17 protein-coding genes are annotated in these 25,690 nt (G+C 67.0%); 3 read left to right on the forward strand and 14 right to left on the reverse strand.

The window, feature by feature from the left end:
* Together ACGFU7_RS26875 and ACGFU7_RS26880 are read left to right on the forward strand one after the other, a co-directional pair.
* Positions 1 to 813, forward strand: an 813-nt coding sequence (locus ACGFU7_RS26875) for an ISAs1 family transposase (RefSeq protein ID WP_393698933.1), incomplete at its 5' end; no start/stop codon positions are given.
* 301 nt (positions 814 to 1,114) lie between these two features.
* Positions 1,115 to 2,740, forward strand: coding sequence for a hypothetical protein (locus ACGFU7_RS26880; RefSeq protein WP_393698935.1), 1,626 nt, complete (start codon positions 1,115 to 1,117; stop codon positions 2,738 to 2,740).
* 97 nt (positions 2,741 to 2,837) lie between these two features.
* Here ACGFU7_RS26880 and ACGFU7_RS26885 read toward each other — a convergent pair whose 3' ends face one another.
* From ACGFU7_RS26885 to ACGFU7_RS26900, 4 genes are read right to left on the reverse strand one after another with little or no spacing between them, the layout of a single operon-like run.
* On the reverse strand, positions 2,838 to 3,566 hold the full coding sequence (locus tag ACGFU7_RS26885) for a hypothetical protein (protein WP_393698937.1): 729 nt from the start codon (positions 3,564 to 3,566) through the stop codon (positions 2,838 to 2,840).
* Entirely contained in the window at positions 3,563 to 4,360 is a 798-nt protein-coding gene (locus ACGFU7_RS26890) for a rhamnogalacturonan acetylesterase (RefSeq protein WP_393698939.1), read from the reverse strand. The genes ACGFU7_RS26885 and ACGFU7_RS26890 overlap by 4 nt, the downstream gene beginning before the upstream one ends.
* A 4-nt stretch (positions 4,361 to 4,364) precedes the next feature.
* Entirely contained in the window at positions 4,365 to 8,828 is a 4,464-nt protein-coding gene (locus ACGFU7_RS26895) for a glycosyltransferase (protein WP_393698941.1), read from the reverse strand.
* Positions 8,825 to 10,036 carry a CDP-alcohol phosphatidyltransferase family protein gene (locus tag ACGFU7_RS26900; protein ID WP_393698943.1) on the reverse strand — a complete coding sequence of 404 codons (1,212 nt, stop codon included), beginning with the start codon at positions 10,034 to 10,036 and terminating at the stop codon, positions 8,825 to 8,827. The genes ACGFU7_RS26895 and ACGFU7_RS26900 overlap by 4 nt, the downstream gene beginning before the upstream one ends.
* A gap of 577 nt (positions 10,037 to 10,613) precedes the next feature.
* On the opposite strand from ACGFU7_RS26900, the gene ACGFU7_RS26905 reads away from it, so the two are divergent.
* Entirely contained in the window at positions 10,614 to 11,711 is a 1,098-nt protein-coding gene (locus ACGFU7_RS26905; protein ID WP_393698945.1) for an LCP family protein, read from the forward strand.
* A 102-nt stretch (positions 11,712 to 11,813) separates the two neighbouring features.
* Here ACGFU7_RS26905 and ACGFU7_RS26910 read toward each other — a convergent pair whose 3' ends face one another.
* The 10 genes from ACGFU7_RS26910 to ngcE form a co-directional block, all read right to left on the reverse strand.
* Positions 11,814 to 12,938, reverse strand: coding sequence for a hypothetical protein (locus tag ACGFU7_RS26910; RefSeq protein ID WP_393698947.1), 1,125 nt, complete (start codon positions 12,936 to 12,938; stop codon positions 11,814 to 11,816).
* Between the two features lie 176 nt (positions 12,939 to 13,114).
* Positions 13,115 to 14,575, reverse strand: coding sequence for an amino acid permease (locus ACGFU7_RS26915; protein WP_393699159.1), 1,461 nt, complete (start codon positions 14,573 to 14,575; stop codon positions 13,115 to 13,117).
* A 211-nt stretch (positions 14,576 to 14,786) separates the two neighbouring features.
* Positions 14,787 to 16,715, reverse strand: a complete 1,929-nt coding sequence (dxs, locus tag ACGFU7_RS26920) for a 1-deoxy-D-xylulose-5-phosphate synthase (protein ID WP_393699160.1) — start codon at positions 16,713 to 16,715, stop codon at positions 14,787 to 14,789.
* Between the two features lie 168 nt (positions 16,716 to 16,883).
* Positions 16,884 to 18,197, reverse strand: a complete 1,314-nt coding sequence (locus ACGFU7_RS26925; RefSeq protein WP_393698949.1) for a sugar ABC transporter permease — start codon at positions 18,195 to 18,197, stop codon at positions 16,884 to 16,886.
* Entirely contained in the window at positions 18,194 to 18,988 is a 795-nt protein-coding gene (locus ACGFU7_RS26930; protein ID WP_393698951.1) for an ATP-binding cassette domain-containing protein, read from the reverse strand. The genes ACGFU7_RS26925 and ACGFU7_RS26930 overlap by 4 nt, the downstream gene beginning before the upstream one ends.
* 281 nt (positions 18,989 to 19,269) lie before the next feature.
* Positions 19,270 to 20,367 (reverse strand): substrate-binding domain-containing protein, encoded by a 1,098-nt coding sequence (locus ACGFU7_RS26935; protein WP_393698952.1) that lies wholly within the window; start codon positions 20,365 to 20,367, stop codon positions 19,270 to 19,272.
* A gap of 122 nt (positions 20,368 to 20,489) precedes the next feature.
* Positions 20,490 to 21,689: an ROK family protein gene (locus ACGFU7_RS26940; RefSeq protein ID WP_393698953.1), complete on the reverse strand. Its 1,200-nt coding sequence runs from the start codon at positions 21,687 to 21,689 to the stop codon at positions 20,490 to 20,492.
* Between the two features lie 199 nt (positions 21,690 to 21,888).
* The gene (locus ACGFU7_RS26945; RefSeq protein WP_393698954.1) at positions 21,889 to 22,806 is read right to left on the reverse strand and encodes a carbohydrate ABC transporter permease; all 918 of its coding nucleotides are present in this window, start codon (positions 22,804 to 22,806) and stop codon (positions 21,889 to 21,891) included.
* A 91-nt stretch (positions 22,807 to 22,897) separates the two neighbouring features.
* On the reverse strand, positions 22,898 to 23,821 hold the full coding sequence (locus tag ACGFU7_RS26950) for a carbohydrate ABC transporter permease (protein WP_393698956.1): 924 nt from the start codon (positions 23,819 to 23,821) through the stop codon (positions 22,898 to 22,900).
* Positions 23,822 to 23,871: 50 nt separating this feature from the next.
* Entirely contained in the window at positions 23,872 to 25,320 is a 1,449-nt protein-coding gene (gene ngcE, locus ACGFU7_RS26955; RefSeq protein ID WP_393698958.1) for an N-acetylglucosamine/diacetylchitobiose ABC transporter substrate-binding protein, read from the reverse strand.
* Positions 25,321 to 25,690: the final 370 nt, after the last annotated feature.

Raw genomic sequence — 25,690 nt, forward strand, 5'->3', positions numbered from 1 at the left:
CCCCCGGTCGAGCCGGAGGCGGAGAAAAGGCCGGTGCGACGGGTGATCGCGGTCGACGGCAAGGTGGTCCGCGGATCGCGAACCGCAACGGCCGCGGCGATCCAGCTGCTGGCGGCGATGGACCACCACGGCGTGGTCCTGGCCCAGCGGCAGGTCGCTTCCAAGAGCAACGAGATCCCCTCCTTCGCGCCGTTGCTGGACGGTCTCGAGCTGGAGAACACGGTGGTGACCGCCGACGCCCTGCACACCCAGCACGACCACGGGACCTATCTGACCAGTCGCGGCGCGCACTACGTGGCCGTCGTGAAGAAGAACCATCCGGGCCTGTATGCCCAGGTCAGGAAGCTGCCCTGGCGGGACATCCCGCTCGGGCACCGCACTCGCGACCACGCCCACCACCGCGACGAGATCCGCCGGCTCAAGGTCGCCGCGTTCAGCCACCTCGACTACCCCGGCGCCCGCCAGACGATCCAAGTCGTACGGTGGCGACGCGACTTGAGCACCGGGAAGCTGACCATCGAGCGCGTCTACCTGATCACCAGCCTGAGCGTCTTCGACGCCACCTGCACCGAGCTCGCCACCTGGATCAGAGGCCACTGGGGTATCGAGAACCTCCTGCACCACGTGCGGGACCGCACGTTCCGCGAGGACGACTCCAAGGTCCGCACCGGCACCCTGCCCCGCGCCATGGCCTCCCTGCGCAACCTCGCCATCAGCGTCTTCCGCCAGGACGGCCAGACCAACATCGCCGCCGCCCTCCGCCACACCGGCCGCGACTACCACCGGCCCCTACGAGCCCTCGGTCTCACGTGACGAACCCAGACAGATCTCGATCATGCAATGACCCTGGGGCCGGGGCCGTGCGTGTGCGCGGGAATTCACCGTGAGAAATCCGCCTTATGACGGTGCGGATGTTATCAACCGGCGCATCGTCCGAGCAGTGCGGCCGCCTTGAAATCGGGGTCGACTGACACAGTGGTGGACGGATACACTCAAACGCACTTCCGCGGGAAGCCGTGTCCGGAATCACAGCAGAGCAGGCAAGAGTAACTCGATGACCACAGCGCTCCCTCCTCTCGTGCCGAATCTTGCGGCAATCGACCGACGGAAAGTGGTGACCGAGACCGATACCTCGGGTGCGTTCCCTGTGGAGTACCGGTTCCGCCCGGCGGACGGTGACGCACGTCATTTGATCGTGGTCTTCTCCGGTCTCGGCGCCCCCAACGGCTATCACTTCGCCGGTAAATCGCTGATGGATCTGCATGCCAATATCCTCTGGATTCGGGATGATTTCGACGGCAACTACAGCTACTACATGTGCCGGGACATGGACTTCGGCATCGAGTCGGCGGTCTCCGGACTCATCGAGAGCACACTCGCCCGACTCGGTCTCGGCCGGGATCAGGTGAGTCTTCTCGGTGTATCGAAGGGCGGAAGTGCGGCTCTTTACTACGGTCTCAGGTACGGATACCGCAATATCGTCACCGTGGTTCCGCAGTTCCTGATCGGAAGCTATGTGTACGACCGGCCCGTGACCGGCCGGTACATGCTCGGCGAAATGATGCCGCAGCAGCACGTCGACATGCTCGACAGTGCCATTCCCGACATGCTGAAGGCCCGCGGCGGGCAAGGTCACAACATCTACCTGTTCACCTCCGAGGCGGACGAGCAGTACGAGACGGAAATCAATCCGCATCTCCAGCTCTTCTGGGCGTGCGAGAACTTCAACTTCATTCGCACCGACTCCCCCATGGTCCGGCAGCACGGCGAGGTGTCCGGATACAACATGCCGCTCATCGCCGGCATCCTGTCCGCGCTCACCGAGGGCGCCGACCCGCACATCGGCTTCGTGGAGAACGGAAACCGGCAGGTCAACGAGGTAGAGCGACAGTTCTACCTCAATGGGCTACGCCAGTCGGACGGGCTGATCGCGGTCCTGAAGAAGCAGGACATCCGTGGCGCGAACATCCTGCTGTCCGGGCATGCGTTCATCCCCGGAGAATCTCCTTACTCCCATGACCTGACGACGAAGAGCCTTGTCCTGGAAGGGAGCGGGCGTCGTCTGGAAATTCCGCTGGCGACGACGGAGGCGAAGTATCTCTACAGCCAGTATTTCGACCGTTTCTCCTGCGACTACCCCAACGGCGGGTTCGAGCCCGAGGCGGCATCCGGCATTTCCATGAAGGGCATCCCGGTCGGCGCGTACGACTTGTCCGTCCGGGTGACCAGTCCGGCGGAAGGAATAGACCGGCGTACGCCTCTGGTCACCCGGCGCCCCTTCGACATACGGCGGCCCACCGGCGGGAACGAAGCCGTGCTGATCGGGGACGGTAAACGAGTACGTCTCATCCGGCGCCCCATTATCGGGCAGTTCTCCACGGAGACGGCTTTCTCCCTGGAATCGACCTGGCTCAAGGACCGGACTCTCCATGTGGAGGGAGTCTTCTTCGTGAACGGCGTCGAAGCCGGCGACCGCGGGCACGGCCAGTACTACCTGGTCCTGCGCGGCAACGATTCAACTCATTCTTTCCGGCTCGGCATGTCCCGCAAGACGGGCGCGATCCGCAAGCACATCCGGCGCGGCGATTTCAGTAATTATGACTTCGCCTACTTCGCCACATCCGGCTACAACGGTGTCGACCTTCAGCGGGCGGCACCGGGGGTGTACGAGGTCTGCATCTCGCTGAGCACCGGGGGTTCCCTGTTCTCGGCAGCGGCCGGGAGCATCACCCTCGAATGAGGGATCGATCCGGGCCGGGGAATTTCCGTCGGCGGATATCCGGAGCAGCACGGATTCGACGTTCTGCCCATTCCGGAGTTCCGCGAGACGGCCGTTCTCAGCCGTGTGTGGAAACCGCCCCGGGCGATGACCCGAAGTCTCCGGTGTGCACGGTCACCTCGGACCAGGTCCGATGCCCCCGGCTGTCCTCGTAACAGAGCTCGAACGAGTCGTAGCCCACGTGTGCCGGGTCCGCTTCGTACACCACGCTGCCATCGGCGCCACAGGTGAGCACGCCGTGCCGGGCGATCCCCACCCCGACGAAACGCAGACCGGCAACCGGGGTCTGACCGGCCGGCAGGACCGCACGGCCTCCCTGGCGCAGCACCATGCTCTGACCGGCCAGCAGCTGGCGGCGGACCCGGAATCCGGTGTCGGAGAGGGTGGCCGAGGAAACCAGTTTGTCCCCCTGGCCGAGCATCAGACCGACGCTCACCCGGGGCAGCAGCACGGCCCCTTCCGGGGCGTCGTCGTTCACCCGGACCAGGCAGTTCACCACGCGCGGATCGGTTCCGCTCGCGTAGGTGGCGTACCGCCCGTTCTCCAGGTGGCTCATGCCGGGGTGGCGGGGCATCTTCGCGATGTCGCCGAGCAGGTCGTCGAGCAGATAGCCGTAGGTCCGGTAGGCGCCGCCGACCGGCGTCAGCGACAGGCCGAGCCCGATCTCCTGGCCCGGGGTGACGGGCAGCGCCGGGTCGACATCGGCAAAGAGTTCGAGAGTGCCGCCGACCTGCGGCATCCGCGGATGCGTCACCGTGGCGCGGACGAGTGGATACCAGTCGTTCACAGCAACGCCTCACTCATCTGTGCGGACGCGGCACGGCCGCCTGTCCGGGAATTCATCATCTGGTCGTGGACGTGATCGTCGGGATACTCCACGGCGGCCTCCGGAACGTTCGCTTCCAGGTTGCGGAAGAAGTCCGGAGTCAGCAGTCCCTGGGCGCACATCTCACCGGCCACGAACCGGGCGCACTCCAGAGCTCCGCGCCCACGCATATGGGTGTTGTCGGCGATGCCGTCGGGGAAGTTCGCGTCCTCGCCCGGTTCCAGGTGCAGGAAGAGCCCCTTGGCCGCTGCCGGACCGGCCTGCCGCCACCAGTTGACGGTCCACTCGTTCAGATCGACGAGCGGCACGGCAAGGCGTACAGCGAGCTCACGCACAGCCATCGGGTAGAGCCCGAGCGGCCTGCGCAGGTTGCCGTGGCCGTCGAAGGACCCGCTCTCCTGGCTGGTCACCAGCACCGGATGCGCCCCCCGCGCCCGCGCGCCCAGCACATACTTGCGCAGGTACCACTGGTAGTCGCCGAAGGGCTCCGTGAAGCGGCCGTCGCCGGACTTCATGTCGATCAGGCCGAACGAGACGAGCAGCAGGTCGCCCGGGGCGATGTTCCGCAGGATCCAGTCGAGCCGGCCGCGCTCCACGAAGCTGCGCGAACTGGCTCCGGCGCGGGCCGCGTTCACGACCTCGGCGTTCCGGATGAAGATCTGGAGCACTTGGCCCCAGCCGGTCATCGGCGCCATGCTCCGCGGACGGCTGGTCACGCTGGAGTCGCCGGCCAGGAAGACCCTCAGATGCTGCATGTCGTCACGCCCTCTCGCCCTGGTGCTCCTCGGGCCGTCCCATGACGAGCGGGGCCGACATCCGGCCCGGGTCGCCACCGGCGGTGGCGTCCATCGAATCGATCACGTCGAAGGCCCGCTCGCAGTTGTTCGTGTCGCGCAGCACGAAGAACTCCTCGGCGCGGCGGCGGTATTCGGGCTCGACCTCGAAGCCGCGGGTGAGGGAGGCGACGATCTCGTCCACCGCCTGGTCGACGCGGCCGCACGCCGGGCCGAAGCCGTCGCGGGCCAGGTCGAAGTAGCCGCGCTTGTAGTGCTTGCTGTAGAACGCCTCGTCGTCGAAGTTGGTGTAGACGATCGGCTTGCCCATGTACGCGACGTCGAAGAACACCGACGAGTAGTCGGTGACGAGCATCGAGCATTCGCGCATCGCCAGCTGTACGTCCCGTCCGGTCGAGGAGACCGTGATGGAAGGGTGGTCGATCCTGAAGTGCTTCAGATACGGCCTGATCTCGTAGTGCGGCATGAACTCCAGCTCGACGTCGTAGTACTGCAGCGCCTTCAGCAGCCGCTCGTCGCGCAGCAGTGCGGAGAAGAACCGGTAGTACTCGGAGGCCGCGAAGGGGATCTCGGGCTTGGCCGCCTTGTTGTAGGAGGGGGCCACGATGTCGCGTCGCCAGGTCGGCATGACCAGGATCTTGCGCGGCCCCGGCACCGGCTTGAGCGCGTCGTAGCGCGGCAGGCCGGTGGCGGCCACCCGGTCGTAGCCGTAGCCGCAGTGCTCCGCGTAGTAGGCGCGTTCGCTGCGGCCGGTGGTGAGGACCATGTCGACGTTGGTGACCTGGGCGTGGATGGAGCCGACGACATCGTTGTAGACGACTCCGTGCTGCAGGAACACCCGCTTGTAGCGCAGCAGATCGCCGTAACCGCGCAGGAAGGCCCGCTTGGACAGACCGGGGAAACCTAGGTAGGCCTCCAGGTCGTAGGCGTTGATGAGCCGGGTGGCGTGCAGCAGGTGGGCGCGGTACTTCCAGGAGAGCCGGTCGATGACCTGTCCCAGGTGGTCGATCTTCTCACGGTCCGCGGCGTCGCCGTTGATCGCGTAGTACACCTTGCGCCTGGGTTCGTTCTCCCTGATCCACTTGAACAGGTGGTACGAGTTGTCCTGCGCGGTGTCCTCGCGCTCACCGATGATCCAGATGTCCTTGCCGTGCAGCTTCGGATACATCAGCCAGTAGAGCAGCCGGGTGCGCCAGCCGGAGCGGCCGGGCAGCGCGTTCCGCAACTCCTCGCGGAAACGGCCCAGGGTGTACCGCGCCTTGCGCAGTGGGCCGGTGACCCGGCGCAGGGTCACCGTCTCGTTGTCGGCGATGGTCATCCGCACCCGGGCGCGGCCCGAGCGCTGCACGCCCTTGAAACGGTGCAGCATCTGGCGGGCCTCGACCGGCATGTCCTGCCGGCGCTCACCATCGTGGACGCGCATCCGCAGAGTCAGGTCGCGGTTGGAGAGGCGGGTCAGGTCGCCGGGCCGGGCGACGGCACGCCAGCCCGCGTACCAGTCCTGCTGCTTGCGTGCCCGCCAGCGGTCGCGCCGGTAGACCTGCTCGACGGTGAGAGCGGCCTCTTCGACACCGTCGCTCAGCACGAGTTCGATGCGGTTGCTGAACGGCCGGCTGATGTCGACGCCCGAGAAGACCAGCAGGCCCTCGAACCTGAGATGTTCGCCGTCGACGACAAAGGTCTCCAGGACGGCCTTCTGGCGGTCGACGCGCAACAGCGTGGTCTCGGTGCGGTCCTCCTCCAGACGCCGGTGCATGCCCGCGTCGTCGATGAGCAGCTCGTCCCGGTAGGCGGGTTTGGCATACGGGTCGCAGAACAGCTCGTAGTTGCCGGTCCGCACCGCGTGGTGCTGGAGCCTGGCCATCGGCACGGCCGCGTACTGAAGGATCAGTCCGTCGGGGACCGGCCGGTAGATGGCGACGAGGGCGGGGAAGATCCCGGCGATCTCGGCGCGGCTCATGATCCGGTGGATATTGCGCAGATGCGGCTGCATGGTACGGACCACGAAGCGCAGCGCGAGGCGTGCGGCCCGCGCGTTCAGGCGTTCCGTCATCCGGACGATGTGATGGCAGAGCCTGATCAGTTCCTGGGTCTTGACCGGGTCGTTCCAGGCCAGGTCGAACATCGAGTCCCGGCGCTCGGGGTCGCGTTCGAAGGAGGTGGCTGTCGGTGCGGTGACCACGTTACGGGCGTGCAGCAGCGCCGGCACGGTGAGCCAGGCGCCCTCGAAGCCGGGGCCGTGACCGCTGCGCAGCCCGTGCCTGCGCAGCAGCGCGGTCTTGAACAGCTTGCCGCCCAGCTCGGTGGAGAAGATCACATACGGGGCGTCGTCGAGCCGCCCCGCCCGGGGGGCGTCCTTCTCGAAGTAGCGCTTCCACGGTTCGTCAGCGAATCTGCGCGGTCCGGGGAAGTTGTCCTGGTCCCCGACCACCACATCGGCCTTGGCCCGGCGGGCGGCGGCGACCAGGCGCCCTATGGAGTTCTCGCCCAGGATGTCCTGGGCGCGGGCGAAGGCCACGTACGGCGCCTTCACGTACCGCAGGCCGTTGTCGAAACTGGAGCGTGCTCCCAGCCCGATCTGGCTGATCACCTCGGTATTGGCGTGGAACGCGGCGAAGTCGGCGAGCTGTGCGGCGGTCGCGTCCGTGGAGCCGTCGTCGACGAGGATCACCTGCGTCGTCGCGAACTCGCGCTGGGCGAGGAGCGAGCTGAGGAACTCGTAGAGGTTGTACTCGTCGTTGCGGCAGTGCACCACGAGCGCGGCCGCGTACGTGTCGGGCCGCCGGATCACAGCATCGGCGGCGGGCTTGTCCTGCCACCACAGCCAGGGGGTGCCGCGCGGCCGGTCGGTCGTCTGCTGCTCGGCCGTCTCGGGGCGCAGGGCCAGGTTGCCGCTGACCGTCTCGTAGATCTCGTACGTCGCGTCGGAGCCGCGGTAGCGCTCGCCCTCGATGTCGAGTCCGGTCACGCAGACGGTGGTGGTGGCCCGCTCCCCGCCGTGCCGGATCTGTACGAAGAGGTTCCAGTTGCCGGCCCGGCCCGCCTCGCCCAGGGTCGCGGCGAGGTCGACGGCGGTGTGATAGCGGATGAACTCGTCGTCGACGTCTATGCCGGTGACGTCGAAGGTGTGGTCGGCCTTCGTGCTGCGGCGGCGCAGTACAGCGGTGAGTTCCGGTTTGTCCTTGGGGCCGACCCGGCCGAACTGGTTGCGGATGTAGCCGCTGACGTGGAGCGTGCCGTCGTGTATCTCCGCCCGGGTGGCCTGGTTGAACAGCCGGGAGTCGGAGAGGCTGTTGCCGCTCAGATCGAGGTCGGTGACGTCGAGGAAGCGCTCGGCGTGCGGCCGGCCCAGCAGCGCCGCCGACCAGTAGACCTTGCCGTCGCGCTCCACCAGGTCGGAACTGAGCACGCTGCGTCGCTGGGTGTAGTCCGAGACGGTGAGTGCCAGATCGACTCGGCCGTGCAGCAGGCTGAAGGCGCGGACCCGCTCCAGCGGTCCGCACAGGTCGTAGACGTCGGGCGGCAGAGTGCGCAGATACGGCGCGACGAAGTCCGCGAAGCCCTTGCGGAACGCCTCGTCGCCCGCGCGCAGTTCCGGGGTGTACAGCCGCAGATCGTGCGAGAGGAACTTCGCCGCCTTGTGCGCCAGCAGGTCCTCGGCACCGTTGTGGACCAGGAAGGCGTCGGCGTACTGGTGCACCAGCACCCGGTCGCGGATGCTGCGCAGTTCACCGCGGCGGTTGGTGATGGAGGGGGCGTCGGTCTCCCGTTCCCAGATCCACCGGTAGACGGGGGTGGCGATCAGAGTGACGGACCGTGCGCAGTACCAGGCCACGGTGGAGAAGTAGGTGTCCTCGAAGAAGACCTCTTCGGGGAAGCGGATGCCGTTGTTCAGGAGGAAGTCGAGCCGGTAGAGCTTGGCTGCGGCGATCGGGTCCTCGAAGAGTTCGGGCATGGCGCGCAGGCCGCCCACGACGGTGCGATCGGTGCCGTACAGCTGCGGCTGCCAGATCGTGATCTCGTCCTTGGCGAGGTTCACCCGCAGGGCGCGGCCCGCGGTGATGTCGGCCCCGGTGGCGAGCGCCGACTCCAGGAGTGCTTCGCAGGCCTTGTGCGGCAGTTCGTCGTCGGCGTCGAGGAACATCAGGAACTGGCCGGTGGCCACCGCTATGCCGTTGTTGCGGGGCGCGCCGACGCCGCCGCTGTTGTGTCCGCGTTCGACGATGCGGACCCGGGGGTCACGGGCGGCGTACTCCCGGGCGACGCCAAGCGTGCCGTCCGTGGAGGCGTCGTCCACGACGATCACCTCGACCCGCGGATGGGTCTGGCGCAGCGCCGACTCCAGGGCGCGGCCCAGGGTGGCACTCGCGTTGAACGCCCCGATGACGAGGGAGACCTGGTACTGCTGGGGGTCGACCGGAGTGCTCATCGCAGGGGCCCTTCGGCCTCCGCCCAGTGCACATCAGTGTGTGGGCGGAGCGGGTGGAGGACGGGGGCCGACGGTCCTGCGGGGGCGCTTTCGCTCCGGCTCCCGTAGAGGTGACCGGTGGCGTAGCGGGGTTCCGGGTACGGCTGGAAGCCCGGGTCCTCGTACGGTTCGGGGGCAGGGAAGCGCTGCTCCACAGGTATCCGGTCGGGGGCGGCGGGTTGGTCGAGGTCGGCGGCGCGGCGGTGCCGGCCGGCGCGCAGATGGTTCGCGACGGTGCCCCCGGAGGCGGCGGCGGGCGCCAGTTCCTCCATGACCCGGGTGAAGTCGCGGGTGGAGAGCCAGAACTTGTACATGATCACGAGTTCGAAGAGACCGAGCAGGACCGCGGAGACTGCGGTGGTCCAGAGGATCTGCCCGATCAGCGGCCCGACGATGAAGATGAACATCTGGAACTCGATGCCGCTGATGAGGTGTGGCCGCACGCGGCTGCGCAGCAGTGCCTGGCGCAGCTTCGTGTACCACGGGAAGCGGTCGCGGAACTGGGCGTGCAGGTCCACGACGCCGGCGGCCTGCTGCTTGAGGATCTCGGCCTCGACACCGGGGTTCTCGCGGAGCAGGTCCTCCATGAAGACCACCTTCGGCTCCTGCGGAGCGGCCGTCTCCGCCTGCTCCGTCCCGGCCTCCTGCCGGGCCGCCTCCTTGACCTTCTCGATCTTCGTACGCATCGACATGCGCATCTTGTAGATCTGGAGGGCGTCGACGTACCGGAGCATGTCGAGGAAGACGACGACGAGCGCGGCGATCAGGTACCAGGCGTTCTCCGTGCGGAGGTACTGACCGCCCATCAGCGCGAGCGCGCAGAACAGCACTCGGATGCGATCAAAGACGTAATCCAGCCATCCACCGAAGACGGTGCCGTTGCCCTTGAGGCGAGCCAGCTTCCCATCGATGCAATCGAGGATGAAGCTGACGTGATAGAGGGCCGCACCGATGATCAGGGACTGCGTGTCACCGCGGAGGAAGAAGCCCGCCGAGCCGAGGCCGACGAAGAGAGCGCCCCAGGTCACCCCGTTGGGAGTGATGAATCCGAAGCGTGCGATCCGGATCAGCACCCGGGTTGCGACCGGGTCGACCAGGAGCACCGTCCACCAGGCATCACGCTTCTTGCACGTGAGCTTCTGAACAGCTCTCAGAGACAGCTTTCCCATAACCCCTCAGCCGTGGACGTCATCCAGCACAGCCCCGACGGCCTGCGCGAAGCTCGCGATCGAAGGGGGCACAAGAAGTACACAGCCGGTTCACCAACTGCACACATCGAGTGCCGGGACAGCCTAAATGAAAGATAAAAGATGGCGCAATCAGTCCACGAGTCGCAGAAAAGAGCGACAGAGGCGACAAGAGAGAAACGTCCGGTGAACTGCCAGCAAACGGCGCACCCTTGCACCCGCTCGCTGTTTGCACAATCTTCACGGCACGGAAAGGTTACTTCAAACTTGAACCACGTGATGATCACCACACTGCGGCAGGGCACCAGGCTGCCTTCCGTGGCCAAAAACCTGCCTATAGTGCTCCGACGGCTGTCCGATCCCCGTGATCGTGACCCCTCCCATGCCGTGCGCCCGTGCGCAGCCCGGACCGCCGCACCCCACGGCACGGTTCGATCCCTCGACGCACGGCCGAACGCCGGCCGTAGCGTCTACGCACCGGCGGCAGAGACCATTTGTCCCCAGCGGTGCATCGTGCAGTGGTGCGCCCGACCGTCCGGGCCCAGAGGAATCGAACAGAATGAGCGAAGCCACCGCCACGCACAGCCGACGCAACTCCGGTGACCGCCGGGGACGCGGACGGCAACGCACCCGCGGACAGCGGATACGCCGGGTGGTCGGCTGGAGCCTGGTGGCTCTGCTGCTGATAGCCGGCGGCACCGGATGGTGGCTGTACCACCGGCTCAACTCCAACATCAGCGGAGTCGACCTCCACAAGGCGCTCGGCGACGACCGGCCGGAGAAGCTCCCCACCTCCGGACAGAACCTGCTGATCCTGGGCTCGGACTCCCGCGCCGGCGAGAACGGCGAGCTGACCGGCGGCCATGTCGCCGGAGCGCGCTCCGACACCGCGATGGTGATCCACATCCCCGAGGGCCGCAGCCGGGCCACCGCCATCAGCATTCCGCGCGACACGCTGGTCACCCGCCCCGAGTGCCTGAAGCCGGACGGCAGCAACCTCCCGTCCGCGAACCGTGTGATGTTCAACTCCGTCTACTCCAACGCGGGTCCGGCCTGCGTGGTGAAGACCGTCGAGTCCATCTCGAAGGTGCGCATCGACCACTTTCTCGACATCGACTTCGCCGGGTTCAAGGGCCTGGTGGACGCGATAGGCGGCGTCACGGTCGAGATCGACGAGCCGATCCACGACAAGTCCAGCGGCCTCGACCTGGAGGCGGGCACCCACCTGCTGAACGGCACCGAGTCGCTCGCCTTCGTGCGGACCCGCCACGGCATCGGTGACGGCAGCGACCTGGGCCGGATCGGCCTGCAGCAGCAGTTCATGATCGCGTTGCTGAGCGAGGTCAAGAAGCAGGACCTGCTGGGCAGCCCCACCAAGGCGTACAAGATCGCCGACTCGGCCACCGGTTCGCTGACCACCGACTCCGATCTCGCCTCGCTCACCAAGCTCGCGGAGTTCGCCCGCTCCATGAACGGCGTCGATCCCGAGACGATGGAGACGATCATGCTTCCGGTGCGCTACGACACCCAGGACCCGAACCGGGTGGTCGCCGCCGAGCCGCAGGCCACCCAGTTGTGGAAGGCCGTCCGCGCAGACGAGGAGATCCCCGAGTCGGCGAAGAAGTCACCCGCGACGGGGGGCGGCAGCAAGTCCTGACGACGCCTGCCGACTGCGGGCCCCGGGGCGCCGCAGCAGACAGGGAAGGCCCCTCACCCGCGGGTGAGGGGCCTTCCCTGTCTGCTGCCGGGTTTGCGCGGCTCAGTGGATCCGCTCGGCGGGTGCCATGGCGAGGCCGGGCTCGCGGTTCTGCCGCGCGATGTACAGGGCGCCGTCCGCGCCGATCATGCCGAGCACCACACGTCCGTGCGCGTCGAGCGCCAGGGCCGGTGTCGCCGCGGTCCGTTCACCGGTCGGCGACCACCACAGGCCCGCACCCTCGTTCTCCGTACCGCAGGCCGCGAGCATGACCTGGCCGTCGAGATCCCTGTGGGCGAGCACCGTGCAGTCGTAACCGTCCAGCATCGCGTGCAGCACCGTGACCGGGCCCTCGGCCGGGGTGCCGCCGAGGGGGATCACCCAGGTTCCGGGACGGTGCGCGACGACCCCGTTGCCCGAAGGGTCGGTCCAGTAGTAGGTGTGCCGGCCGGGGGCGGTCTCCAGGGCGGCGGCCCCGCCGGGGGCTATCTGCACCGGGATGCTCTGGACCTGCTCGAACGGGCCGTCCTCCTCGGCCTGGATCCACCGCATGGCCTGGCCGCTGCCCGGAACGAACAGCTCCATGCCGCCCGATCCGGCGGCCGACACCACCATGGATTCCTGGGCCCGGCTGCCCTTCAGGTCCTTCCAGCCCACCCACTTCCCGTTCTTGTCCTCACGCCGCATCGTGATGCCGCCGCCCGCGTTCCGTACGAAGATGTGCGCCGCGCCGGACGGGCTGATGGCGATCACCGGCGGCCCCACCTTCACCGCCCGTTCCTTCTCCTTGTACGGATTGCCGACGGACCTCCAGGGGCTGAAGGGGCGCCCCGTCTGGTACTGGATGGCATGCACGAGGTCGACGACGGGCGGCCCGTCGCCCTTCTGCACCGACCGGCGGCCCACGAAGTGCACATAGCTGTCGGCGCCCTGTGCCACGCTGAGGTGTGTCAGATCCGGGACCTCGATGAGATCGGGCCCCGTCCACCGCGGTCCCCCTGGGCGGGTCTCCGTCCAGCGCAGCAGTCCGTTCCGGTGGCGGGCATAGGCGGTGAGCCTGCCGTCCTTGCCCAGGGTGAGCCACCGTCCGCCGACCGGAGCCTCGGCCTCGTGACCGCTTACGACTTGTTCACTGGTGGCCGCGACCGGGGCTCTCCCCCGGGCGGCACGCCCTGACCTGACCCGCATGATGTGAGGTCATCCTTCCCATGGTTCCCCGACCCCGACCCCGACACCGCGGCCGCCTGCATCGCCGACACGCGATAGGTCTGGCGGCCCCATCATAGAATCCCCGTTCGATCGTCACCGACTCGCCACCGGCACTCCGCTCCGGTGCAACGATGGGCGCGGATCCGGTGCGATGGTCAGCGCAGATTGATCCGGCTGTGCCTGCGCCCGTACGCGAAGTAGATGACCACGCCGATGGCCATCCAGATGGCGAACCGAAGCCAGGTCTCGGCCGGCAGATTGAGCATCAGCCAGACCGAGGCGGCCACCGAGAGGACCGGGATCAGCGGCACCCACGGGGTGCGGAACGCGCGGTGCAGATCGGGGCGGGTGCGGCGCAGCACCATGACGCCCAGGGCTACGACGACGAATGCGAAGAGCGTGCCGATGTTCACCAGCGTCGCCAGTTCGTTGATGCTCGTGAAGCCCGCGACGATCGCGATGATCACGCCGAGCAGGATGGTCGGGCGGTACGGGGTGCGGAAGCGGGGGTGCGTCACGGAGAAGAACCGCGGGAGCAGCCCGTCTCGGCTCATCGCGAAGAACACCCGGGTCTGCCCGAGCAGCAGGATCAGGCAGACCGTGGTGAGGCCGATCGCGGCGCCGAAGCTGATGAATCCGGCGAAGACGGGATGGCCGACGGCCTTGAAGGCGTCGGCCAGCGGGGCCTCGACCGACAGCTTGCTGTAGTGCTCCATGCCCGTGACGACCAGTGACACGGCGACATAGAGCACGGTGCAGATGAGAAGCGAAGCGAGGATGCCACGTGGCATGTCACGTTGCGGAACCTTCGTCTCCTCGGCGGCGGTGGCCACCACGTCGAAGCCGATGAAGGCGAAGAAGACGACGGAGGCGGCGGTGAAGATGCCCATGACGCCGAAGTTCGTGGGCGCGTAGCCGAACATCAGCTGGATCAGCGGCGCTGTCAGTCCGGAGCCGGAGGTCTGCGGCTGTGCCTCGGGGATGAAGGGCGAGTAGTTGGCGGCCTTGACGAAGAACAGTCCCGCGATGATGACGATCAGGACCACAGCGATCTTGATGGCGACCACGATCGTGGTGACCCGGGCGGAGAGCTTCATGCCGAGCACCAGGACGACGGTCAGGACGAGCACCAGGACGAAGGCCAGGATGTCGAAGCCGAATCCTTTCGCCGCATCGGGTCCGGAGAGCACTTCGGGCATGTTCCAGCCGAAGTTGTCCATCAGCGAGCGGACATAGCCGGACCAGCCGACCGCCACCACCGCCGTGCCGAGTGCGAACTCCAGCACCAGGTCCCAGCCGATGATCCAGGCGACCAGTTCGCCGAGCGAGGCGTACGAGAAGGTGTACGCGGAGCCGGCGACGGGGACGGTGGAGGCGAACTCGGCGTAGCAGAGCGCGGCCAGGGCACAGACGATGGCCGCGGCCACGAAGGCGAGGGCGGTGGCGGGGCCCGCGGTCTCCTTGGCGACCTTGCCGGTGAGTACGAAGATGCCGGTACCGATGATGACGCCCACTCCGAAGACCGTGAGGTCCAGCGCGGAGAGGGACTTCTTGAGCGCGTGCTCCGGCTCCTCGGTATCGCGGATGGATTGTTCGACCGTCTTGGTCCGGAACAGTCCGCCACTGCTGGGTGGTGTCTCCTGCTGGGCAGTCACCGGCGTACCTCCACGCACTCGTCGTGTACGCCATGATTGGGACCGCACCTGCGTCAAAGGGCTCCGCCCCGGGCGATTTCACACGAATGGGCCGGTCGGACCACCCGTACAGGGTGGCCGACCGGCCCATTGGCGTATCGCGTGCCGGTCGCGAGGACCGGGGGCATACGGGTCAGTCGCGGGCGGGTTCGATCACGGAGCTGCGGTCCGCGCCCGTCTCGTAGCGGCCGTCCAGCCTGGCGACCAAGCCGGTGACCTGGCGGGCGATGTCCGGTGCGGTCAGCCCGATCTCGGCCATGACCTCCTTGCGGGAGGCGTGGTCGAGGAAGCGCGGCGGGATGCCGAAGTCACGCAGCGGTAGGTCCACCCCGGCGTCGCGCAGCGCCTGGGCGACAGCGGAGCCGACGCCGCCGGCCCGGCTGTTGTCCTCGACGGTGACGACGACCCGGTGCTGCTCGGCGAGCGGGGCCATGGCCTCGTCGACCGGCTTGACCCAGCGCGGGTCGACGACGGTCGTCGAGATGCCCTGGGCGTCCAGCAGATCGGCGATCTCCAGGCACATCGGGGCGAGCGCGCCGACGGAGACCAGGAGAACGTCCGGCCGGGTGGTGCCGGGCTCGCGCAGGACGTCCATGCCGCCGACCCTGCCGACGGCCTTGACCGCCGGGCCGACCGCGCCCTTGGAGAAGCGGACCACGGTCGGTGCGTCGTCGACCTCGACGGCCTCGCGCAGCTGGGCGCGGACCTGGTCGGCATCGCGCGGGGCGGCAATCCGGAGGGTGGGCACGCACTGCAGGATCGACATGTCCCACATGCCGTTGTGCGAGGCGCCGTCGGTGCCGGTGACACCGGCCCGGTCCAGGACGAAGGTCACCCCGCACTTGTGCAGCGCGACATCCATCAGGACCTGGTCGAAGGCGCGGTTGAGGAAGGTGGCGTACACCGCGAAGACGGGGTGCAGTCCACCGGTGGCGAGGCCGGCCGCGGAGACCGCGCCGTGCTGCTCGGCGATGCCGACGTCGTAGATCCGGTCCGGGAACGCCTTCTCGAACTTGGTCAGGCCGACCGGCTGGAGCATGGCCGCGGTGATCGCGACGATGTCCTTGCGCTCCTTGCCGAGCTTGACCATCTCCTCGCCGAAGACGGAGGTCCAGTCGAGGCCCGAGGTGGCGACCGGGAGGCCGGTGTCGGGGTGGATCTTGCCGACGGCGTGGAAGCGGTCGGCCTCGTCGAGCAGGGCGGGGGTGTAGCCGCGACCCTTCTCGGTGAGGCAGTGCACGATGACGGGCCCGCCGAAGCGCTTGGCGCGCTGGAGCGCGGACTCCAGGGCCTCGATGTCATGGCCGTCGATCGGGCCGACGTACTTCAGACCGAGGTCCTCGAACATGCCCTGCGGGGCGATGAAGTCCTTCAGCCCCTTCTTGGCGCCGTGCAGCGTCTCGTACAGCGGCTTCCCGACGACCGGGGTGCGCTCCAGGATGTCCTTGCCGCGGGCCAGGAATCGCTCGTAGCCGTCGGTGGTGCGCAGCGTCGCGAGGTGGTTGGCGAGGCCGCCGATGGTGGGGGCGTAGGAGCGCTCGTTGTCATTGACGACGATGACGAGCGGGCGGTCCTTGGCGGCGGCGATGTTGTTCAGCGCCTCCCAGGCCATACCGCCGGTGAGCGCGCCGTCACCGATGACCGCGACGACGTGATCGTCCTTCTTCAGCACCTCGTTGGCCTTGGCGAGGCCGTCGGCCCAGCCGAGCACGGTGGAGGCGTGCGAGTTCTCGATGATGTCGTGCTCGGACTCGGCGCGGGAGGGGTAACCGGAGAGGCCGCCCTTGCTCTTGAGCTTCGAGAAGTCCTGGCGACCGGTGAGGAGCTTGTGCACATAGCTCTGGTGACCGGTGTCGAACAGCACCTTGTCCTTCGGCGAATCGAAGACCCGGTGCAGGGCGATGGTCAGCTCGACCACGCCCAGGTTGGGGCCGAGGTGGCCGCCGGTCTTCGAAACGGCGTCGACGAGGAAGGTCCGGATCTCTTCGGCGAGCTGTTCCAGCTGCTCGGGAGTGAGCCGGTCCAGGTCACGCGGTCCACCGATGCGGGTCAGCAGAGCCACCCGTTCCTCCTTGCGTTTGAGCTGGTCGAGCATGCCGATCCGATGAGTCTAATGTTCCGTCTGCTGTTGCAGGCATCGGGCGGGGGTGTGCTGTCACACCCTCGGGGACACACGACAGTGCCCGGCGCCTGAATCGGGGCGCCGGGCACTGGTCGGGCGAGCGCGATGCTACGCGCGGCCTGCCGTCTTCTGCGTGCGACGGGAGACCGAGTCGATGACCACGGCGGCCAGCAGAACAGCGCCGGTGATCATGTACTGAATGGCGTTGGCCATACCGATCATGTTCAGACCCTGCTGGATCGACTGGATCACGATCATGCCGAGCAGCGCGGACCAGACCTTGCCCCGGCCGCCGAAGAGGCTGGTGCCACCGATGACGGCGGCCGCGATGACCAGCATCAGCGTGTTGCCACCGCCGACGCTCTTGGTGGCACCGCCCGACAGGCTCGCGATGAAGAGACCGCCGAAGGCGCCCAGCATTCCGGAGAGCGCGAAGACGGTGATCCGGACCCGGTCGACGTTGATACCGGCGCGGCGCGCCGCTTCCGGGTTGCCGCCCACCGCGAAGACCTGGCGACCGAAGGTGGTCCGGCGGGCCACGAAGTCCGCGACGACCAGCACGGCGAGGAAGAGCACCAGGGCCAGCGGCAGGCCGCGGGCGCCCGAGGGCTCGTTCAGCACGTACGCGACGACGAAGCACAGGACCGCGACGACGCCCGTACGGAGCACGATCTCGGTGGTCGGACGGGCAGGCAGGCCCGCGGCCTTGCGGCGCCGGCTGTCCACCAGGAGCGAGGCGGCGTACGCGAGGACGGCGACCAGGGCGAGACCGTATCCGGCGGCCTTGTCCTCGAAGAAGTAGTTGGTCAGGTTCTCGACGGTACTGCCGGACGGCGTGTTGATCGAGCCTTCCCCGCCCATCATCCAGTCCTGAAGACCGCTCCAGCCGAGGAAGCCCGCCAGGGTGACGACGAACGCCGGTACACCGATCTTGGCGAAGAAGAAGCCGTGCAGCGCACCGAGAGCCATTCCGGAGAGAACGGCGGCGATGATCGCGAGCCACTCGTTCCAGCCGTCGTTGACGTTGAGCACGGCCCAGACGGCCGCGCCGACGCCGGCGACCGAGCCGACCGAGAGGTCGATCTCGCCGAGCAGCAGGACGAACACGATGCCGACCGCCATGATGCCGAGGCCGGAGCTGTAGACCGCGATGTTGGCGACGGAGCTGGCGGAGAGGAAGTTGCTGTTCTGGAATTGGAAGACGATCGCGATGACGATCAGGCCGACGAAGACCGGCAGGGAGCCCAGCTCACCACCGCGCACCTTGCGGGTGAACTCCGACCAGTAGCCCTTGAAGCCCTCTTCGCGAATGAGGAGCCGCGGGTCCACGGCGGGGATCGGGGCTGCCGACTGCTCGGCGGCCGGTGCCGTGGCGGCGGGCTTCTCGGTGGAAGTCCCGGGGGTCTTGGCGAGGTCGCTCACTTCGCGTCCTCCTTCGTGGCTGTGCGTGCCTGGCGGCGCGTGACGGCATTGTCCGTGGCGCCGGTGATCGCGGCGATGATCTCTTCGTGGGAGGTGGTGGCCACGTCGAAGACTCCGTTGTTGCGGCCCAGACGGAGCACCGCGACCTTGTCCGCGACGGCGCGCACGTCGGCCATGTTGTGGCTGATGAGGATGACGCCGTGGCCGCGCTCGCGCAGCCGCTCGACGAGGTCGAGGACCTGGGCGGTCTGCTCGACGCCGAGGGCCGCGGTCGGCTCGTCCAGGATGACGACCTTGGGGTCGCCGATCAGGGCGCGGGCGATGGCCACGACCTGGCGCTGACCACCGGAGAGCGAGGCGACCGGGATACGGACACTGGGGATCCGGATGGACAGCGTGTCCAGCAGTTCCTTGGCGCGCTTCTCCATCGCGATCTCATCGAGTACGGAGACCTTGCGCAGTTCGCTGCCGAGGAAAAGGTTGGCGACGACATCGAGGTTGTCGCAGAGGGCCAAGTCCTGGTAGACGGTGGCGACTCCGAGCTCCTGGGCTTCGTTCGGCCGGTTGATCCGGACCGTCTCGCCCTCCCACTCGATGGCGCCTTCGTCGATCGGGTGGACGCCCGAAATGGTCTTGACGAGGGTCGACTTGCCGGCGCCGTTGTCGCCGACCAGGGCAACCACTTCGCCGGGGTGAATCTCCAGGTCCACGTCGGTGAGCGCCTGAACGGCGCCGAACCGCTTGGAGATTCCGCGCAACGCCAGCACGGGCGTAGCGGACACGTGAATCATCTCCTTCGCCGCCTGACCGGCGGGGATGGTGCTGCTGAGCACAGGGGGTGGGGCCGTCGTCGGACCGTTGTCGTGACCCGCAGGGCCGTCGCTCGACAGACGGCGGTGTGACGGCGTGCCCCCAGGTCCCGTCGTCGGGCCGCCGTCGTCGCCCGAAGGGGCGGCGGCGGTCCGACGACCGGACCTGGGAAGGAGTCCGGCGCCCGCCCCCGCTTGCGGGGCGTTGACGGGGCGGGTGCCGGACTGGCAAGGGGCGCCCGAGGGGCGCTTTTCTGCGGGTCCTACTTGATGCCGGCGGCGTCGCAGGCCGCCTTGAACTCGGCGGTGCAGATGTCCGAGGCCTTGTAGACCTTGTCCGCGATGATCGTGGAGCCGATGTTCTCCTTGGTCACGACCGACGCGTCGTACAGCCGCGACGGGATGCCCTTGAACTCGCCCGAGAGGCTGTCGACCTTGGTGGTGGTCAGCCCGTCGAACTTCTCGCCCTTGAGGAGCTTGACGGCGATCTCGGCGGTGGTCTCGGCCTCCGGCTTGATCTGCTTGTAGATCGAGAACGCCTGGTCGCCCGCGAGGACGCGCTGCAGACCGGCGAGCTCGGCGTCCTGGCCGCCGACCGGGACCTTGACGCCCTGCTTCTTCAGTGCCGTGATGATGCCGCCGGCCATGCCGTCGTTGGCGGAGTAGACGCCCTGGAAGCCGTCCTTGCCCAGGGAGTCGATGGCCGCGCCCATCTTCTTGTTCGCCTCGTCCGGCGACCAGTCCGGGATGTCCTGCTCGTAGACGACCTTCTTGACCTGCGTGTCCAGGACGCTGTGCGCACCCTTCTTGAAGAACGGGGCGTTCGGGTCGGTCGGCGAGCCGTTGATCATGACGACATTGCTGTCCTTGGCCTTGTCGCCGAGCGCCTTGACCAGGGCCTCACCCTGCAGACGGCCGATCTTCTCGTTGTCGTACGACACATAGGCGGAGATCGGGCCCTCGGCGAGGCGGTCGTACGCGACGACCTTGACGCCCTTCTTCTCCGCCTGCTGGACCCAGGACTTGGTGGCCTTGTAGTCGACGGAGTCCAGGATGATGACCTTCACACCCTGAGTGACCAGCGCGTCGAACTGCTTCTTCTGGGTCTCGGTGTCCTGCGCGGCGTTGTTGTACTTGACGTCGCAGTCGGCGCAGAGCGCCTTGATCTTCGCCTCCATGATGGGGCGGTCGAACGTCTCGTAACGCGTGGTCTTGTTCTCCGGCAGCAGCAGACCGATGGTCTTGCTGTCACCACCGCTGCCGCTGTCCTTGTCATCGCCCGCCTTGCCGCAGGCTGCGAGGGAGACGGCCATCGAAACTGCGGCCGTGCCTATGACAATGCGTCGCGTCGTTGCGTTCATGCGGGGTTGCCTCCCTGACGAGGCCGCAACGTTGCGGCCGAGGTGGCTGGAAGTCAACTCGGCCGCGACGCCAGCGTCAAGGAGTAAATCCTTAACGAGATGACAACGGTGCCATTCGTTATCTAAGTGAAGGCAGGGGTGGCTGTCGACACGGTGCTCTCCAAAAGAGTCGAATCCCCCATCTCGCTCAGCACCAGGGCCAGCGCACCCAGCACCTCGGCCCGCCCGCCGAGCGCCCCGGGCAGCACCGAAAGCTGCCTGGCGGCGCTGGGAATGGCATAACGGGAGACCGAGTCGCGGATCGGTGCGAGCACCAGCTCGCCCGCCTCGGCGAGCGAACCGCCGAGCACCACCCGGCTGGGGTTGAGCAGATTGCAGAGGTTGGCCACCCCGCTGCCGATGTGCCGCCCGACGTCCCCGATCACCCGACGGCAGCCCGGATCGCCCCCGCGGGCCAGCTGGACCACCCGTTCCATGGTGAGATCGGGCCCGTGACTGGGCTGGAGCAGCGGCAGGACGTATCGCGCGGCCGTGAACGTCTCCAGGCACCCCCGGTTGCCGCAGCGGCACACCGGACCCGATTCGTCGAGCGTGATGTGCCCGATCTCGCCGGCCGTGCCGCCCGGCCCCCGGTAGATGTGCCCGTCGATCACCAGACCGGCGCCGACACCGCTGGCGACCTTGATGTAGGCGAGGTCCTTGACCCCTCGGCCGCTCCCCCAGACCAGCTCGCCGAGCGCCCCGAGGTTGGCGTCGTTGTCGACGTACACCGGCACACCGAGCCTGCCCGCGAGCTCCTCGCTGGGGTTGATGCCCGTCCAGCCCGGCAGGATCGACGTGGAGCCCAGCGTGCCGGACTCGACGTCGATCGGGCCGGGAACACCGAGGCCTACCCCGATCACCTTGTCCGGGCTGATCCCGGTCGTCTCGATCAGCCGTTTGACCAGCCGCTCCGCCCGTCCGAACCCCTCCGCCGCAGAGGCGTCGACATCCATCGGCTCGGACTCCTCGGCGAGCACCTGATGGGCGAGATTACCGACCGCCACCCGCAGATGCGTATGCCCGAAGTCGACGCCGATCACAATGCCCGCGTCGCCGCTGAGCGAGACGCTGCGGGCCCGGCGGCCGCCCGCCGAGGTGGGGGTCACCTCGACCGTGCCGCCGTCCTTCAGTTCGCGAACGATATTGGAGACGGTGGCCGCTGACAGGCCGGTGCTCCGTGCAATCTCCGCCTGGGTGAGCGAGCCGGCCATGCGTACCGCGCGCACAACCCGCTCAAGGTTGGCGCGATGCAGAGATGTCTGCGACCCCGGAGTCTCCATCGACTCTCTCACTCCTACCGTTTTCTCTAACATGTGAACTCTAAGCTGAGCGTTTTGGGGCACTCCCCGTCAAGACCTTGAGCATGCGAAGCCTCGGATGAGCACAGTGCCCGCACCTGAGACAGCCTCCCGCACACGCGAACCGCCCGCCGGCACATGGCCGACGGGCGGTTCGTCTGTGTACGAAGAGTTACGTGTGCTACTTCACCGCACCCGCGGTGAGCCCTGCGACGACCTGACGCTGGAAGATGATGTAGGCCGCGAGGACCGGCAGCATCGCCATCACCAGACCGGCGAAGAGACCGGACCAGTCACCCTTGTATCCCTGGCTGTTGGCCAGTTCGACCAGCCCCTGGGAGAGCACCCGGTGGCCCGGATCGGTGTTGAGCACCGTCGGCAGCATGTACTGGTTCCACTGCCCGAGGAAGTTGAAGATACCGACGCTGATCAGGCCGGGCTTCGCCATCGGCAGCATCACCTGGAAGAACGTCCGGGTGTGCGAGGCCCCGTCGAGCATCGCCGCTTCCGCCACCGAGCTCGGCAGCGTCCGGAAGAACGAGGTGAGGAAGAAGACGGTGAACGGCAGCGAGTACGCGATGTAGACCATGATCAGTCCGTGCCGCGTGTTCAGCAGACCCATGTTGTTCATGACGAAGAACAGCGGGACCAGCGCCAGGATGATCGGGAAGCTCATCCCGCCGATGAACAGGTAGTAGAGGAAACGGTTGCCGGGGAAGTCGAACCGTGCCAGTACGTACGCCGCCATCGACCCGAGCAGCAGCGTGCCGACGAGCGAGCAGCCCACCACGACGACGGTGTTGAAGAAGTAGTCGCTCATGTGCGCCTGGCTCCAGGCGCGCGACCAGTTCTCGAAGTGCAGCTTGTCCGGCAGCGCCCAGGGCGTCGACAGGATCGAGTCGTCGGTCTTGAACGACGCCATCACCGCCCACAGCAGCGGCATGACGACCAGGATCGCCCAGATGATCAGCACACCGTGCGAGAAGACATTGAGGACCTGGCCCTCGCTGCTCTTCGCCTTGCCGACGGGCGCGGGCGCCTTGGTCACGGGGACCGGGGCCGCCGCCGGGGCCGCGGGAGGGGTGTCAGTGGTCTTCACGTGTACTCACCTCGTACTGTCGAGCCGGACACGGAGGCCGACCTGTGGTGCCTGCTGGGGGTCCGGGAGTCGTCTCCCGGCAATCGCAGCATCAGAACTCCAGCCGATCACGCCGGCCCAGCCGCATCACGATGGCGGCGAAGGCCATGGTGACGATGAGCAGTCCGACACCGATCGTTGTTGCGTATCCGGCCTGCCCGTCGCGGAAGGCCGTCTGGTACACGTACAGCGGAAGGACCGTGGTCGAGTAGTCGGGACCACCGGGGCCCACGGTCATGACCTGTACGGCGGTGAACGCCTCCACGCCGAGGGCCAGGATCCCCATGTAGACCCAGCCCGACTGCACCGTGTCCCAGAGCAGCGGAAGTGTGATCCGGAAGAACGTCGTGAAGCGGTTGGCGCCGTCGAGGAGCGCCGCCTCGTAGAAGTCCTTCGGAATGGACGCCATTCCGGCCGAGAAGAGGACGACGAAGAATCCGACCGTCGACCAGACCAGCACCGACATGACACAGACGAGCGCGAGACTCGGGTCACCCAGCCAGTCCGGCTGAATGGAACCCAGACCGATTCCCTTCAGCGTCGCATTCAGCATCCCGTCACGGGGGTTGAAAGCGAACTGGAAGAGCAGGGCGACAATGACGATCGAGAGCACCTGCGGGAAGAAATAGGCGATCTTGTAGAAGCCCGATCCGCGCACGCCGGAGACCGCGGCGTTCTTGCGCCGCCGGCCTCCGACATTGAGCATGAAGGCGAAGAACAGCGCCAGGCCCAACGTCACCAGCGGCAGCAGCAGCACAAGCAACACGCTGTGCTGCAACGACTTCCAGAAGATGTCGTCCTTCAGCATCCTCGTGTAGTTGTCGAACCCGACCATCTTGAAGTCCGGGCTCAGACCGGTCCAGTCCGTGAACGAGTAGTAGATGGACTGGACGAACGGCCAAATGACGAAGACCGCGTACAACGCCAGTGGGACTACCAAGAACCCCACAATGAAACGGTACTTGCCATGCTGCATCGTTTACCGACCCCGATCTTTCCGCGGGTGCCGCCGCTGGTGACGGTTGCTCACTGGTGCTTGTAGTGCTTGATGGACTGGTCCTTGGCCGCCGCGTCGGCGAAGGCCTGGATCTTCTTGATGGCTTCCGCCGGGGTCGCGCGGCCGGCCATCATCTCGCCGATACCGGCGACACCGATCTGCTCCTTCTGAAGCTTCACGTACCAGTCCTGCAGACGCGGGTTCACCACGTTGTCGCCGGCCTTCTTCAGCGAGTCGACACCGGACTGCATGGCGGTCGACAGGGTGAGACCGTCGGTGCCGCCGTTGAAGGCGCTGAGCGACTTGACCTGCTTGGTGAAGTTCTTCGAGGACTCCTCGGAGAGCATGATGCGCAGCTGCTCCATGCCGCCCTCGGGGTTCTTCGCCTTGGCCGGGACGACGAAGGGCTCTCCGCCGGAGGCCCAGATGGTGCCGAACGGCATCTTGTCGGACGAGTCCAGGCTGGACGGCGCCGCGACCATCATCTTGAAGTCCTTGGGCGTGGTCGGCGCCGCCTCGTTCTCCACCCACGAACCGTTCGGGATGAAGAGTGCCTTGCCCTTGGTCCACTCGGTCTGCGACTGGATGTGGGTCAGGCCAGGGGTGCCCTTGAGGATGTACCCCTTCTTGTACAGCTCGTAGTACGCCTCGAACGCCGCCTTGACCGCGGGGTCCTTCCAGGCGTTCGGCTCCAGGTTGTCGATCTTGTCGAGAACCTCCCGGCCGCCGATCTTGGCGATGAACGGGTAGAGCGAGAACGGCAGGTAGTACGGGTACTTACCGGCGTACGTCCAGCCGGCGATGCCCTTCTTCTTCGCCTTCTCGCAGAGGGCGAGCATGTCGTCCCAGTTCTCGGGGTACTGCGCGTCGAGGTTGTCGAGCGCGGTCTGCGAGTACCAGACGCCGTACACGGTGTACGCGTAGTACATGATCCAGACCGGGTCGCCGTCGAACTGGCCCATCTCCAGAACACCCGGACGCAGCGTGTCACGGACCTTCTTGGCCGGGTCGTCGATGGACGGGGCGTCCATCAGCGGCGTCAGGTCCAGCAGCTGCTTCTTGCCGACCAGGACACCCATGTCCATCTGCTCGGCGCCGGAGTTGTCGATCAGGTCCGGCGGGGTGCCACCGTTGAAGCGCGGCTGCAGCTGCGACTGGATCTTCTGGGTCGCGGCATGCTTGACCTTCGGAGCCTTCGGGAACGCCGCGTTGTACTTCTTCTCTGCGTCGATCGCGTACTGCTGACCGAAACCGCCGTCGAAGATGACCACCTCAAGGGGGGCCGTCTCGTTGACGCCGAGCGGGTTCGTCTTGCTGGTCTTGCCCTTCTCGACCTTCTTGTCGCTGCCGCTGTCGCTGCTCGCACACGCCGACAGGAAGCTCATCGTCGGAACGGTGATCAGACCGAGTGCGGCAGATCGCTTGATCACATCGCGACGGCCAAGGCCCTCATTCTTGTGGGCGGAGGTGGATCCCATGCTCAAGTCCTCGCCTTCTACAGGACTCAGGCGGTGTGTACCGGTCGCCCGTCGAAACTCGCCTCAGGCGAAGGGCCCCGCCACCGCGGTCAGTTGCGCTTGGGTAGTGCTGATCTCAGGCTAGCCATGTGCAGTGGGGGGCTTCGGGAGATCGGGCACCGGATGCACTTGTTGTGCACTCCTTGACCGTTCCCCCGTGTCCCCCTTGTCCGCGTCGCCGGAAAAAGCTGTGCAGACGCCGACAGGTATAGTCCACTCAGAGCCGCCTGAGCAAGATCGAATGCAAGGTTGAGCAGCAGTCTTTCCCGAGTTGAGACCTCGCGGATACCTGGGCCCCGTGCGCCCCGGTCCGGGTGTAACGATTTCCGCA

Source organism: Streptomyces sp. NPDC048473, assembly GCF_043200155.1.
Taxonomy (GTDB): domain Bacteria; phylum Actinomycetota; class Actinomycetes; order Streptomycetales; family Streptomycetaceae; genus Streptomyces.